Source organism: uncultured Sphingomonas sp. (assembly GCF_964237155.1).
GTDB lineage: Bacteria > Pseudomonadota > Alphaproteobacteria > Sphingomonadales > Sphingomonadaceae > Sphingomonas.
Genome location: NZ_CAXSHH010000014.1, coordinates 24,652 through 38,859, shown reverse-complemented (window position 1 = coordinate 38,859; position 14,208 = coordinate 24,652). Strand labels below are relative to the sequence as shown.

Annotated in this window: 14 protein-coding genes; 9 read left to right on the top strand and 5 right to left on the bottom strand. The window is 67.7% G+C overall.

The genetic code is table 11. The features are described 5' to 3' along the window. Positions 1 to 201: 201 nt before the first annotated feature. Complete coding sequence (locus ACFE71_RS05395) at positions 202 to 1,779, bottom strand: sensor histidine kinase (protein WP_375427783.1); 1,578 nt, start codon at positions 1,777 to 1,779, stop codon at positions 202 to 204. A gap of 8 nt (positions 1,780 to 1,787) precedes the next feature. Then, complete coding sequence (locus ACFE71_RS05390; RefSeq protein ID WP_375427782.1) at positions 1,788 to 2,006, bottom strand: NepR family anti-sigma factor; 219 nt, start codon at positions 2,004 to 2,006, stop codon at positions 1,788 to 1,790. A 204-nt stretch (positions 2,007 to 2,210) separates the two neighbouring features. On the opposite strand from ACFE71_RS05390, the gene ACFE71_RS05385 reads away from it, so the two are divergent. The 8 genes from ACFE71_RS05385 (at position 2,211) to xth (ending at position 9,515) form a co-directional block, all read left to right on the top strand. After that, entirely contained in the window at positions 2,211 to 3,017 is an 807-nt protein-coding gene (locus ACFE71_RS05385) for a response regulator (RefSeq protein WP_375427781.1), read from the top strand. 69 nt (positions 3,018 to 3,086) lie between these two features. Next, on the top strand, positions 3,087 to 3,224 hold the full coding sequence (locus tag ACFE71_RS05380; protein ID WP_375427780.1) for a hypothetical protein: 138 nt from the start codon (positions 3,087 to 3,089) through the stop codon (positions 3,222 to 3,224). A gap of 97 nt (positions 3,225 to 3,321) precedes the next feature. Then, positions 3,322 to 3,960, top strand: coding sequence for a sigma-70 family RNA polymerase sigma factor (locus ACFE71_RS05375; RefSeq protein WP_375427779.1), 639 nt, complete (start codon positions 3,322 to 3,324; stop codon positions 3,958 to 3,960). A 202-nt stretch (positions 3,961 to 4,162) separates the two neighbouring features. Continuing rightward, a complete protein-coding gene (locus ACFE71_RS05370) occupies positions 4,163 to 6,916 on the top strand; it encodes a bifunctional [glutamine synthetase] adenylyltransferase/[glutamine synthetase]-adenylyl-L-tyrosine phosphorylase (protein ID WP_375427778.1) in 2,754 nt (917 codons plus the stop codon). After that, positions 6,913 to 7,398: a peroxiredoxin gene (locus ACFE71_RS05365; protein WP_375427777.1), complete on the top strand. Its 486-nt coding sequence runs from the start codon at positions 6,913 to 6,915 to the stop codon at positions 7,396 to 7,398. Before ACFE71_RS05370 ends, ACFE71_RS05365 begins: the two co-directional genes overlap by 4 nt. Before the next feature lie 225 nt (positions 7,399 to 7,623). Further along, a complete protein-coding gene (locus tag ACFE71_RS05360; protein ID WP_375427776.1) occupies positions 7,624 to 8,346 on the top strand; it encodes a M23 family metallopeptidase in 723 nt (240 codons plus the stop codon). A gap of 58 nt (positions 8,347 to 8,404) precedes the next feature. Further along, positions 8,405 to 8,743 (top strand): iron-sulfur cluster insertion protein ErpA, encoded by a 339-nt coding sequence (erpA, locus tag ACFE71_RS05355; protein WP_375427775.1) that lies wholly within the window; start codon positions 8,405 to 8,407, stop codon positions 8,741 to 8,743. Position 8,744: 1 nt separating this feature from the next. Beyond that, positions 8,745 to 9,515 carry an exodeoxyribonuclease III gene (xth, locus tag ACFE71_RS05350; RefSeq protein WP_375427774.1) on the top strand — a complete coding sequence of 257 codons (771 nt, stop codon included), beginning with the start codon at positions 8,745 to 8,747 and terminating at the stop codon, positions 9,513 to 9,515. Between the two features lie 13 nt (positions 9,516 to 9,528). Here the strand turns inward: xth and ACFE71_RS05345 are convergent, their stop codons facing one another. Beyond that, positions 9,529 to 10,686 carry an N-acetyltransferase gene (locus tag ACFE71_RS05345; protein ID WP_375427796.1) on the bottom strand — a complete coding sequence of 386 codons (1,158 nt, stop codon included), beginning with the start codon at positions 10,684 to 10,686 and terminating at the stop codon, positions 9,529 to 9,531. A 124-nt stretch (positions 10,687 to 10,810) separates the two neighbouring features. Between ACFE71_RS05345 and ACFE71_RS05340 the strand changes: the two genes are divergently transcribed. After that, positions 10,811 to 11,911, top strand: coding sequence for a fatty acid desaturase family protein (locus tag ACFE71_RS05340; protein WP_375427773.1), 1,101 nt, complete (start codon positions 10,811 to 10,813; stop codon positions 11,909 to 11,911). Between the two features lie 4 nt (positions 11,912 to 11,915). On the opposite strand, the gene lptG is transcribed toward ACFE71_RS05340, so the two are convergent. Together lptG and lptF are read right to left on the bottom strand one after the other, a co-directional pair. After that, complete coding sequence (lptG, locus tag ACFE71_RS05335) at positions 11,916 to 13,040, bottom strand: LPS export ABC transporter permease LptG (RefSeq protein ID WP_375427772.1); 1,125 nt, start codon at positions 13,038 to 13,040, stop codon at positions 11,916 to 11,918. Beyond that, complete coding sequence (gene lptF / locus ACFE71_RS05330; RefSeq protein WP_375427771.1) at positions 13,004 to 14,197, bottom strand: LPS export ABC transporter permease LptF; 1,194 nt, start codon at positions 14,195 to 14,197, stop codon at positions 13,004 to 13,006. The genes lptG and lptF overlap by 37 nt, the downstream gene beginning before the upstream one ends. Positions 14,198 to 14,208 lie beyond the last annotated feature (11 nt).

Here is a 14,208-nt window from a genome sequence, read left to right as displayed (position 1 = left end):
GGCACAAGGGAACGGGAAGCGGGGGACGCAGGGAGGAGGGGGGCGCGGCGGGGCGGGGGGGGGGGGGGGGGGAGGGAGGGGGGAACGCTGCCGGGCCTATCACTTGAGCAGCGAGAGCGGGGGGGCTTATAACCGCTGCTCGGATGGTGAAACGACGCAATCGAAGGCCGGTTCCCGAAATAAATACGTCCTTTGAAAAAATCAGTCGCTGCCGGTGATCGCCACCGTGATCTCGTACGCGCCGATCAGCGGGTCGTGATGAAGCTGCCCGCGAAGCTGGCGGGCAAGCCCTTCCATCACGCGTCCATAGCGGGTCCTGATCAGGTCGCGCAGCCCGTCGCCGTCGACCAGCGAGCGCGAGACGACCCGCAGCCTAGCGCGGCCGTCATCCTCCGACTCCTTGAGCGAGATACGGATGACGGCGGCGGAATCTATGTTCATCGCGAGCTCGATCAGTTCGGTCACGATGAACGCGACCGCGACCGCGACGTCCTGCGTGACGAGGTAGTTGTCGATGTCGAGCGTGATGCCGAGACTCGAAGCGCCGTCGGGCGCGGTGGCGCGAATGTTCGAGGCGAGCTCTCCCAACACCGACCGCATGCCCAGCCCGCGATTGTCCTCCATCTCGGCGAAATGGTTGCGGTGGACGACCGCGAGCGCGTCGACGCGACGCTGGATCGAGGCATAAGCGACGGCCGCTTCGGGCGTGGGAGCGCCGCGCGCGTGAAAGTTGATCAGGCTGGAGATGACCTGAAGGTTGTTCTTGACGCGGTGATGGACTTCGCGGGTCAATCTGGTTTGGCGCACAAGCCCGTCGGCGAGACCCGCCTCGTGTTCCGCGACGGTGCGGGTGATCGCGCCGAAGGTGTCGCCGAGCTCGCGAATCTCCTGCGCGGGAAGCGTGCTCGCGCCGCCGTCGATAACCTGCCCGGGCCGATAGGTCGCGACGCTGGTACGCAGGCGGCGCAGCGGCGCGATCAGGAGGTGGTCGACGACGAACCAGCCGATCCCGGCGGCGGCGGCCCACATCAGGAGCGGCAGCAGCAGCGCGACGACGAAGGACGAGGTGATCGGGGCGGCGCGAATGCTGGTACGGAGCGAAAGATCGGCCAGCCCGAGCGGCGTGCGCATCGTCTCCATCCGGTCGAGCGGACCCGCTCCCGCTATGGACGCCAGGTCGAGCGCGTCCTGATCCAGCATCAACGACTGGGAATAAACGATCGCCTGACTGGTCGGCGCGCCGAGCCGGGCCAGGAACCCGCGCGAGAAGAACGCGCGCGCGGTGAGGCCGCCCGGATCGGCGACGGACAGGACCAGACCGCGACCGGGCGCGACGGCCCCGACGATCGCCGCACCGGCGTCGAGCGTCGACGGCGCGGGTAGGAAGGGGCGGCCGCACACCGCACGACCGGCGCGGTCGAGGATCACGAAGCGAGTGCCAAGTTCGGCCTGCTGCGCGAACACGCCCTCGATGCGCGCGCAGGACGCCGGATCGGCCCCGGTACGCCCAAGCGGGACAAGCGCCGACCGAAGCGCGGTCATGTCGCCGACGAGTTCGATCGCGATGGAGCGCGCGCTTTCCGTGGCGGCGACGCGCAAGCGGGCCCGGGCCTCCGCATCCGCGACGCGGCTGGTCTGGAGCGTGGCGAATACCGCGATCAATGCCAGCGGCAGCAACGCCGCCGATAGAATCAGGAACAGCTTCGCTCCGGTGGGCAGCCGCGAGAGCATGCCGATCGGCGAACCGACGCCCCGGTCACCTTTCGGGGTGGTGATCATGCATCCGGTTAATCGAGCTTGCTCAGGAGGTCCAGCATCTCGTCGGGAACGGATTCCTGCACGGCCTTGTCATACACGGACCGCAACGCTTCACCCACTTCACGGTCGCGGGTTCCCGGCATCGGTTGCCGGCTGGTCGCGGGCTTGTTGACGGACGTCTTTTTATCCGGATTCAACGCATAACCCCCTGCACTGTCGGCCCGATACCCGCACCGTTCCAGGCTCATCGCAAGCGGAGCGCGACATCTCCCCGGCTTCATCGACCAAAGATGTCGCCATCCGCGTGAAACAAAAAAGCAGGTCGCGAGTTCCGGTCGCGATCTAAAAAATCGTCAAGCTCGCCTGGGGTGGTCGCTTCGATCATGAAGCGTTGCAACCCGTGTCCCACGGGTTCAGGGAAGCCCGCATAATACAAGGAGTGAAGCCACCTTATGTCGCTCGGCCAGCAACTCGCACCGCATCTGCCCTTCCTCCGTCGATACGCCCGCGCCTTGACCGGTAGCCAGCTGCAGGGCGACCGGTATGTCCGCGCGACGCTGGAGGCGATCGTCGCCGCGCCGGATGAATTTCCGCGCGAGGTCGATCCCCGGCTTGGGCTTTACCGCATGTTCCAAGCCATCTGGAACTCCACCAACTATGACGAGATCGATGGCTATGCCGAAGCGGGCGAGGGCGCGGAGGCGGTCACGCGCGCGCGGCTGGCGACGATGACGCCGTTGTCGCGTCAAGCGCTGCTGCTGACCGCGATGGAGGGCTTCACGCCCGAAGACGCCGGATACCTGATCGAGGTCGACATCGCGGAGGTCGACGCGCTTGTGGCGGAAGCGCTCGCCGAGATCGAGCAACAGACGCGCGCGCGCGTGCTGATCATCGAGGACGAGCCCATGATCGCGATGGACATCGAGACGATCGTCCGCGACCTGGGACACGAGGTCACGGGCGTGGCCGTCACGCGCGACGAGGCGGTCGCGCTGGCGATGGACGATCAGCCAGGGCTGGTGCTCGCCGATATCCAGCTCGCCGACGACAGCTCGGGCATCGACGCTGTCAAGGACATCCTGGCCGAGCTCCAGGTGCCGGTCATCTTCATCACCGCGTTTCCCGAGCGGCTGTTGACGGGCGAGCGGCCCGAGCCGACCTTCCTGATCACCAAACCGTTCCAGCGTTCCACGGTCAAGGCGGCGATCAGCCAGGCGCTGTTCTTCGACCAGTCGACGGTTCCCGCGCCCGCGGCCTGAAGCGCGGCCCGGAAACACGGGCGGCGTGGGGCGGGCGGACCTAAAACGATCGCGGGAGGTTATCGCACCATGGCCGACAATGACGAACCGATCCACATCAAGACTGACCGCGCCCGCGCCGGCGCCACCCCACACATGACGCGGGTCATCCTGCCCGTGTCGCTGGTGCTGGTGATCGCGATATTCGCGTACATCATCCTGGCCTGAACGTGTTTTCCCCGCCGTCGCTGGCAATGGCGGCGACGACGGCCTATCTGGTATCCCGGTCGGGCCGCTGAGCCAGTTTGGGGATGATCGGATTTACATGACGGACGCTGTCGCGCTGGACGACCATTCCGCGCCCGAGCCGGTCGAGCACGTCTCGCTGTCGGACCCCGAATTCAAGACGCAGCTGGCGCAGGTGATCCCGCACCTGCGCGCGTTCGGGCGGTCGTTGTCGGGCAGTCGCGATCTCGCGGATGACCTGGTGCAGGAGACGCTGCTCAAGGCCTGGGCGGCGCGCAAGCGGTTCCAGGCGGGTACCAACATGCGCGCCTGGACCTTCATCATCCTGCGCAACCTGTATCTGTCGCAGATGCGCCGTGCGCGGTTCAAGGGTGAATGGGACGATTTGGTCGCGGACCGCATCCTCGCGGCGCCGGCGAGCCAGGACCGGCATGTGGAGCTTGGCGACATGCAGCGCGCGTTGATGCACTTGCCGCAGCCGCAGCGCGAGGCGTTGATCCTCGTCGGCGCGGGTGGGTTCGCATATGAAGAGGCCGCCGACATCTGTCAGGTGGCGGTCGGTACCATCAAGAGCCGCGTAGCGCGCGGCCGCGTGGCACTGGAAGCGTTGCTGACGAGCGGCACGCTTCCGTCGCGGCGCGATCACGAGCACGATGCGAACAAGACCGCACTGGACACGATCATGGGCGAGGTGGACGAACTCAGCAGGGAGCGGTGACGCCCGTCCGTCCGGAACGGGTCAGCGGCGCTCGCGCGTGCTTCGGTCGAGCCGATCGAGACAGCGGCGCATGTCGTCGGGCAATGCCCCGACATGAGCGTATGTCCGAAGAAGCGCGCCGCCGATCGCATCGGTCACGAGCGGGCGACGGACGGAATAGCCACTTTCGTTTCGGTCATTCGCTCCGGATGCGATATCCATCATGCGGCTAGAAACGTCGAAGAACGCAGATCGTTTCCTCGATCATGTCGGATCGGACGAGTATTCGCGTTTCGCGCTCATAAGCAATAGCGCAAGTCAAGCCGAAATAGTGGATGCGATCGCCCGCGCGCGCGCTTGCTCGCCTTTCCTGGCCGATCTGATGGGGCGCGATCCGCTCGTCATCGATCGGTTGACCGGGGGAGCGGCGATCCCGGTTTTCGATCCCGCCGAGCGGCACTCGCCGGTATCGCGCCGCCTTCGCCTCGCGCGCGGCCGCCTGGCCATGCTGGTCGCGTTGGCCGACCTGTCGGGAGCGTACGGGCTCACGGAGGTGACCGCCGCGCTGACCGATTTCGCGGACCATGCGCTCGACCTGGCCATCCGGACCGCGATCGCCGAGCGGACGCCGGGAGCCGAGCCGGTGGGGTTCGTCGCGATCGCGCTGGGCAAGCAGGGCGGCGGCGAGCTGAACTACTCGTCCGACATCGACCCGGTGCTGTTGTTCGATCCCGATACGCTTCCACGCCGTCCGCGCGAGGAGCCGGGCGACGCGGCGGTCCGCATCGCCCGACGCGTCGTCGAGCTGCTTCAAGCGCGCGACCGCGACGGGTACGTGCTCCGCGTCGACCTGCGGCTGCGGCCCTCGCCCGAGGTCACGCCGATCGCGCTGTCGATCGACGCGGCGATCGGCTATTACGAATCACTGGCCCTGCCCTGGGAACGCGCGGCGTTCATCAAGGCGCGCGCGGCGGCGGGCGACCGGCGTCTGGGCGAGCGGTTCGTGCGGACGATCCAGCCTTTCGTATGGCGGCGCTCGCTCGATTTCGGCGCGCTTGGCGAGATCCGCGGCATGACCCGGCGGATACGTGATCATCACGCGCAGGGTCAGTCGTTCGGCCCCGGTTTCGACCTGAAGCGCGGACGCGGGGGCATCCGCGAGATCGAGTTCTTCGCGCAGATCCACCAGTTGATCCATGGCGGCCGCGATCCGGCGCTGCGCACCCCCACGACGTGGGACGCGCTCGACCGGTTGGCGGGGGCGGGCCGGATCGACCCGGCGGACGCGGCCGAGCTGTCGCGCGCCTACGCGTTGCTGCGCACGATCGAGCACCGCGTCCAGATGCTCGACGACCGGCAGACGCATGCGCTGCCGACGGGCGAGGCGCTCGACCGGGTGGCGCGGCTGCACGGTCTCGCGGATGCGGGAGCCCTGCTCGGGTCGCTCGCCGGTTCCGTCGCGCGGGTCGGCGCCATCTATGATGCGGTCGAGGACCGGGGCTCGCCGGGCCTGCCGCGCGATCCAGAGGCGCTCGGCCGGGCGTTGGCGGACGTGGGCTACCACGCCCCGGCCGGGGCGGGCGAGCGGATCGTTGGCTGGCGGGCGGGACGCTATCCCGCGCTCCGCAGTCCCGCCGCGCAGGAGGCGCTCGAGGCCGTTCTGCCCGGCCTGCTCACGGCGCTCGGCCGCGCGCCGGACCGCGACGCCGCGCTGTTGCGGCTCGACCGACTGCTGGAAAGATTGCCCAGCGCGGTCAACCTGCTGCGCCTGTTGCAGGCGAGGCCGGGCCTGGGCGATCTGCTCGTCGCCGTGCTGAGCCACGCCGCGCCGCTCGCCGACGAACTCGCGCGGCGGCCCGCGTTGCTCGACGGGTTGATCGACGCCAGCGCGTTCGAGCCGGTCGGGTCGGTCGAGCGGCTCGGCCTTGCGATGGGCGGTGATCCGTCGGGCGACTATCAGGCGGGACTCGACCACGTCCGTGCGGTGGTGGGCGAAGCGCGGTTCGCGCTCGGGGCGCAGATCGTGGCGGGCGTCGCCGATCCGTTGGCGGTCGGCGAGGGTTACGCGCGGATCGCCGAGGCCGCGATCACCGCGCTCGCGGCGCGGACGACCGCCGAGTTCGAGCGGGCCCATGGCCGCGTGCCTGGCGGCGAACTGATCGTGGTGGCGCTGGGGCGGATGGGAGGCGGGCTGCTTACCCACGCATCCGACCTCGACCTCGTATATCTGTTCACGGGCGATTTCCACGTCGAGTCGGACGGGGCCAGGCCGCTCGGCGCGACGCTGTATTTCAACCGACTGGCGCAGCGCGTGACGGCCGCGCTGTCGGTCGCGACCGCGGCGGGGCCGCTCTATCCGGTCGATACGCGGCTGCGGCCGTCGGGAAACAAGGGGCCGCTCGCGGTCTCGGTCGACAGCTTCGCGCGCTATCAACGCGAGGAGGCGTGGACGTGGGAGCATATGGCGCTGACCCGCGCGCGCGTCGTCCACGGATCGGCCGAGGGGCGCGCCGTCGTGGAGACGGTCGTCGCCGAGGTGCTGGCGGGCGAGCGCCCGGGCCGCGACATCCGGGCGGAGGCGCGGGCGATGCGGACCGAGCTGCGCGCGCGCAAGCCCGCGGGCGGACCGCTGGACGCCAAGCTGCTGGAAGGCGGGCTCGTCGATCTGGAGTTCGCGGTGCATGTGGTCCAGCTGACCGCGCTGACCGGGTTCGAGCCGCATCTCGGTCGCGCGACCCGGATGCTCGTCGAGCGCGGCCTGGCACCCGCCGGGATGGCGGCGGCGCATGACCTGCTCACGCGGCTGCTGGTGGCGGCGCGCCTGCTCGCGCCCGACGCGCAGGCACCCGCCGAAAGCACCCGCGCGTTGATCGCGCGCGCGCTGCGCCTGCCCGACTGGGCGACTGTGGTTGCCGAGTTCGAGCGCACCCGGCATGGGGTCGCGGCGTTCTGGACCGATGTCGGAGGTGAAGCGTGAACAAGGGTGATCCCATACCGGACGTGACCGTGGGCGACGCGAACGGGGCGGTGCCGCTCCGCTCGCTCGTGGGCGGGTGGGCTGTTGTGTATTTCTATCCCAAGGACGACACGTCGGGCTGCACGCGCGAGGCGCAGGACTTCACCGCGCTCGCCCCCGAGTTCGAGGCGGCGGGTATCCAGCTGGTCGGCCTGTCCAAGGATGACGCGGCCAGCCATGATAAGTTCGCCGCCAAGCACGACCTGCGCGTCCGCCTGCTCAGCGACGAGGGTGGAGCGGCGTGCGAGGCCTTCGGCGTCTGGACGGAGAAGTCGATGTACGGCCGCAGATACATGGGGATTGAGCGCGCGACGTTCCTGTTCGACGCGCAGGGATTGTTGATCGAGGAGTGGCGCAAGGTGAAGGTGCCCGGCCACGCGCAGGCCGTACTGGCCACCGCCAAGACGGGCGGCGATGCGGGTCCAGGCCGCCCCGTGCGCTGAGTCGAACGACCTGAAATCACGGGAACCTTTGCTCGACTTATCGGTTCGCCGCGACCGAGCGCCGGTCTGACCCAGTAACGGGACGGCTCTATTGCGGTTGTTAACCGACTTCGGACACACCCCTGATTGTCTTGAGGCGCAGTGGGGCTGCGTACGCATGACGGTGTTTTGGGGACCGACAGCCCACCTTGTGGGATGTCGGCAAGCGAAAGCTGCCGGGGTTTGATGCACAAACACAAGATGACGGGCCGGATCGTCGCGGCCATCATGCTCTCCGCGATCGGTACGGGCCAGGCGCTCGCTTCCGAGCCCGCCGAGAAGGCGCCGGCGGCTACCGCCCAAACCGGCGGCCCGCTAATCGTCGCGACCAGCGTCGAGGCGTCGTCCGCCTTGGGCGGTGATCGCAACTTCCGCTCGCTATTCACCGCCTGGAAGAAGCTTGATGGCGGGCAGGGGCCGAGCAGCGTCGGTCAGATCGCCATCCCATCGGTCCAGCCGGTCGCGAAGATGGATTATTCCAGCAACTTCGGCATTCGATCCGACCCGTTCCGGGGCACGGCGGCGATGCACGCGGGCGTCGACATTCGCGGACCGCTCGGCACGCCGATCTACGCCACGGCCGACGGGATCGTCGCCGAGTCGGATCGCCGCGGCGGGTACGGCAACCTCGTCGAGCTCGATCACGGAAAGGGGATCGCGACGCGGTACGGCCATCTGTCCCGCCTGCTCGTCACGGCGGGCGCACGGGTGAAGCGCGGCCAGATGATCGGGCTGATGGGGTCGACCGGTCGCTCGACGGGCAGCCACCTGCATTACGAGGTCCGCATGGACGGCCGCGCGGTCAATCCGGTGCCGTTCCTGACCAGCGCCAATCACCTGCTCGCCGCTCAGGACCGGTCGGTCCACCTCGTGCCGATCTCCGCCAACGTGCCGCCGTCGCTGGATTGAGCCGACCCGAGCCCGAGGGCTTGTTGCTCCGCACGGCGCGCACGCCTATCTCGCGTCCATGAGCATCCATTCACCGGAAATTTCGCTTTCGCCCGCCGCAGCCGAGCGGGTGGGGGTGATCGCGGCCAAGCAGGGGCGGGCCGCAATTCTTAGACTGTCGGTCGACGGCGGCGGGTGTTCGGGTTTCCAATATCGGTTCGGCTTCGCCGACGCGGCGGAGGACGACGACACCGTCGCGGAGACGAACGGCGTGCGGCTGGTGGTGGACAGCGTCAGCCTCGACCTCGTGCGCGGCGCACAGGTCACCTATGTCGAATCGCTGGGCGGCGCGGCGTTCCGCGTTGAGAACCCCGTCGCCGCCAGCGGCTGCGGGTGCGGATCCAGCTTTTCGATTTGACGTGAAGATCACCACCTATAACGTGAATGGCATCAAGGCGCGGTTGCCCCGGCTGATCGAATACCTGACCGAGGAACAGCCCGACATCGTCTGTCTCCAGGAACTCAAGACCACCGACGAGACATTTCCGGAAGCCGAGATCCGCGCCGCCGGTTACGGCGGGCTGTGGCATGGGCAGAAGGGGTTCAACGGCGTCGCGGTTCTAGCGCGCGGGGTGGATCCGTCCCTCCGTCGCCGCGGTTTGGAAGGCGAGCCCGAGGACGACCAGAGCCGCTATCTCGAGGTCGATATCGACGGGTTGGTCGTCGCCTCCATCTACCTGCCCAACGGCAATCCCCGGCCGGGGCCGAAATTCGACTATAAGCTACGCTGGATGGATCGGCTTCACGCCCACGCCGCCGCGTTGCTCGCCGCGGAGGTTCCGGCGGTGCTGGCGGGCGACTATAACGTGATCGCGAACGACGACGACAGCTACTCGGTCGCGGCAATGGCGGAAGACGCCCTGATGCAGCCCGAAAGCCGCGCCGCCTATCGCCGGCTGCTTATGCAAGGGTGGACCGACGCGCTGCGGACCCGCGCGCCCAAAGGGGGCGTATGGACATTCTGGGACTACCAAGCGGGCGCATGGGCTCGCGATGCCGGGTTCCGGATCGACCATTTGTTGCTCAGTCCGGCGGTCGCCGACCGGCTGATCGGCGCGGGCGTCGACAAGGAGCACCGCGGGCGCGAAAAGGCGAGCGATCATGCGCCGACCTGGCTACGCCTGCGCTGACGCCGCGCCGCCGTCAGAGGTCGCGGGCGTAGATGTCGTATACCTTGTTCACCTTGCATTCGATGGCATCGGCGATCGAGCGCATTCCCTGATTGTCGTCGAGGACCCAGCCGATTTCCGCCCGCGACGCACCGTAGCCGGCGACCGACGCCTGTCGGATCGATTCGATCAGCATGAAGGCCAACTGGCTCGCGAGCCGTGACGCCTGGAGCTCTTTGAGTACGCCCAGCAACGGGACGCGCACGGTGCGGACGCGTGGGCGACGGAGCCAGCGCAGGAGCTTGATCCAACCAAACGGGAGCAGCGAGCCGCCCAGCGGCTTCAGCGCCTCGTTCAGGTCGGGCAGCGCTATCATGAACGCGACCGGTCGCCCGTCGAGTTCGGCGATGCGGATCAGGTCCTCGCGGACGATAGGCTTGAGTCTCACGCCGACGTCGGCGATCTCCGGCCCGGTCAATGGCACGAACCCCCAATTATCCGACCAGGCGTCGTTGAGGATGCCCAGGATCAGCGCCGCCTCCTCGTCGAACCGCGACTTGTCGACGTCGCGGATGCGGATGCGCGGGTTCTTCTCGCCGGACCTGATGATGCGCTGGACCAGCGGCGGGAAAGGCCGGGTGATGTCGAGGTCGTAGGTGAAGAGCCGTTTGACCGCATGGTATCCCGCACCCTCGATCCAGCCGCGATATTCGGGTTTCGCGTGACCCATCATCACGGTCGGTGGATGATCGTACCCTTCCACCAGCAGCCCCGGCTCCTCCCATATCGACATGCTGATCGGACCCAGCGCTCGCGTCATGCCTTGGTCGCGAAGCCAGGCCTCCGCCGCGACGATCAGCCGGGCGGCGACGCTGGCGTCCTCCGCATCGAACAGTCCCCATTGGCCGACGCCCGGGCCGAATCCTTGCGGGACCGGCATGGTGAGCGCCAGCGTGTCGATGTGCGCGGATATGCGGCCGACCACCACCCCGCCTCGTTTCGCCAGGAACAACTGCGCCTTGGCATGGCTGAACCAGCCGTTCTTGCCGGGCGTGATCAGCGCCCGCGCCTCACGCCTGAGCGGCGGCACCCAATTCGGGTCGTCCAGATATAATCGATAGGGCAGTTCGACGAACGATCGGCGGTCGCGCGCGGTCGCGATCGGCCGGATCGCGACCCCGCCTTCGTTCATCCACTCGGTCTTCTCGGCGATCGTCATCCGGTATGCCCTAACCGCATCGGCGCTCGGGACAAGCGCGGGTGCCCCCCTGTCATCGCCACGAAGACGCCACTATGTCGTGGCAATGCAATACGTCATGACGAGCACGACCGCCCTCCGGCCCAGCGCCGCATCAGCCGTCGGCGGAGCCGCGCCGCGCGCGCGCGCCGAGCGCGTCGTTGACGACAAGACGATGCTTCGGACCGCGGCCGAACTGACGCGCGACCTGCATGCGCCCCGCCCGGCGATCTATTGGAGCGACCTGATCGCGTCGGTGGCGGTCGGATACGGTGCATTGGCGGCGGCGATGCTCGTCCGGCCTGTGGGCTGGGCCATCATGGCGGGCGTGGTCGCGATGCTGGCGCTATACCGGGCGGGCAGTTTCATCCATGAGCTCAGCCACATCAAGCACGCGGCGCTTCCCGGCTTTCGGAGCGGGTGGAACGCGCTTGTCGGCGTCCCGCTGATGGTCCCTTCCTTCATGTACGAGGGCGTGCACAACCTTCATCATGCCAAGACGCGCTATGGCACGGTGGACGATCCCGAGTATCTGCCGCTCGCGCTCATGAAGCCGTGGACCGTGCCGTTGTTCGTGCTCGTCGCGGCGCTCGCGCCGATCGGGTTGCTGGTGCGCTATGCCGTGCTGACGCCCGTGTCGTTCCTGGCACCCGGCCTGCGCCGCTTCGTCGTGGAGCGGCTGTCCGCGCTGGCGATCAACCCGCAATTCCGTCGCCGCAGCCCCGAGGGCGAGGCGAAAGCGGAATGGATGCGGCTGGAGATCGCGACGAGCATGTGGGCGATTACGATGCTGACGGCCGTCGCGTCCGGCGTCGTGTCGTTCCGCGCGTTCGCGATCTTCCTCGCGGTCGTCTCCGGGGTGACGGTGATCAACCAGGTGCGCACCCTGGTGGCGCATCTATGGGAGAATGAGGGCGAGGCCATGTCGGTGACCGCACAATATCTGGACTCGGTAAACGTGCCGCCGCCGACGCTGCTGCCCGCGCTCTGGGCCCCGGTCGGACTGCGTTACCATGCGCTCCATCATCTGTTGCCAGGTTTGCCGTACCACAGCCTGGGCGAGGCGCATCGGCGCATTTCGGGGGTGGTGGACGATGCCTCGCCTTACCACAAGGCGAGTTATGAAGGGTTGCCCGGCCTGCTCGGCCGCTTGATGCGGAGCACGTTCGCCCCGCGCTGAATATTTATTCCTCCGTCCGGATCAGGACCGCTTCCCCGATCAGGAAGAACAGCAGGAACGGTGCCCAGGCGGCCAGGAAGGGCGGATACGCGCCCAGGTTGCCCATGGCGAGCGCGAAGCTGTCGGCGACGAAATAGCCGAAACCCAGCGCCATGCCGATCACCGCGCGGATGAACAGCTTGCCCGAGCGTGCGATCCCGAACGCGGCCACCGCGCCTAGGAGAGGCATCAACATCGACGAGAGCGGCCCCGACAGTTTGTGCCACAGCGCGCTCTCCAGCGCCTGCGTGGGGCGACCCGCGTCGCGCAGGTCACGGATCGCCGATCGAAGCTGGCCGAAGGGCAGGCCGTCGGCATTGACGGTCGCGAGCGTGAACTGCTCGGGACGCACCCCGCGCGCGACCACGATCGCGCCAAGGCGGGTGAGCACGCCTGCGGCGACGTCGAAACGCCGCGCTCCTTGGATCCGCCAGCCGTCTCCCGCCCGAACCCCGATCGGGGCGGTGATCGTCGACCGGAGCGATCCGCCCTCGCGATCGTAGACGACGACGCCCGTCAATCGCGCGGCGTCGCCGCGTCCGGTGATGCGCGTCACCTCGATCAAATCATCGCCGTCGCGGACCCATACGTTGGTGCGGTCGCCCCGGTCGATCGGCAGCGCGCGATAATCAACGCGCTTCCAGGCCTCCAGCGTGGCGGTCGCGCGTGACACCACCCGTTCGTTGAAACCGAACGAAAAGGCGGCGACGCCCAAGCTCGCGATCAGCAATGGGGCGAGCACTTGGTGCGCGGATAGTCCCGACGCCTTCAGCGCGACTATCTCGCTATTCTGGTTCATGGTGATGAGCGTCAGGATGGTGCCCAACAGCACGGAAAAGGGCAGCGCGAACGCGACGATCTGCGGCGCGCGGAGCGAGACGTAGCGCAGCACCTCCGTCTGGCCATTGCCGGGCGCGCCCAGGATGTTGCCCGTCTCGCTCAACAGGTCGAGCGCCTGGAGGATCAGCACGAGCGTGAAGGTGATGCCCAAAGTGCGCACCAGGAACAGCCGCGCCATGTACAAGGCGACGACGCTCGACGGGAAGATACGGCTCACGCCGCCGCCTCGCGCGCCCGACCGGGCAACCATCGGGCGATCACCGAGCCAGCCTTGGCGAAGACCCGCTCCAGCGCGCCGATCGGCTGGCCGCCGGGAACGTAGGCGACCGTATGGAACATCCAGATCACCAAGCCGGCGAACAGGACGAAGGGTACCCATAGCGCGACCAGCGGATCGACGCGGCCAAGCTCGCCGAATGACGCGGCATATTCGTTGACCTTGTGGTAGGTGACTAGGAGCACGACGGCGAAGAACACGCCGAGCGACGAGGTCGACCGCTTCGGCGGAACACCGAGCGCGACCGCGAGCATCGGCAACAGGAACATGGTCGCGACCTCGACGATGCGGAAATGAAACTCGGAGCGTGACGAGGCGCGTTGCTCCTCGGACGCGGCGGTATGACCCAGGCGGGCGAGCTCGGGCAGCGTGAACTCCAGATTGCGGCCGCCGCGCACCCGGAAGCGTTCGGAGCGGGGCAAGGGTATGGGCAGGTCGTGCGCGCTGAAGGTCAGCACGCGCGGCACGGTGAATTTTGGACTGCTCTGGACGAGCGTACCGTCGGTCAGCCGGAAGATGATCGTATTGGGATCGTCGGTCGCCAGGAATTGTCCCTGCGCCGCCGTGACCGAATAGCTCATCCCCGTCGGATTGTCGTAATGGACGAAGATGCCGCTCAACTCGCGACCCTTGTCGCGGCTCCGCTCGATCCGGAGCGTCATCCGGTCGCCGAAATGGGTGAACTCACCGACCTTGATCGACGCGCCGAGCGCGCCGGTGCGCAGCTCGAACCGCAGGCCTTCATAATAGTAGCGCGCGATCGGCTGGACGTAGCCGACGATGGCGAGGTTCACCGCCGCGAGCGTGACCGCATACATGTACGGCACGCGGAGCAGCCGCCCGTAGCTCATGCCCACCCCGCGCAATACGTCGAGTTCAGAGGTGGTGCCGAGTCGGCGAAAGGCGAGCAGAACGCCCAGCAACAGCCCGATCGGGATGCCGAGCCCCAGATATTCGGGCAGAAGATTGGCGAGCATGCGCCATACCACGCTGACCGGCCCGCCCTGCGTCGCGACGAAATCGAACAGCCGGAGCATCCGGTCCAGGACCAAGAGCATCGCCGCGATCACGAGCGTGGAGAAGAGCGGTACCGCGATCAGCCGAACCATGTAGCGATCGATCGATTTCATGCAGGCTCGGC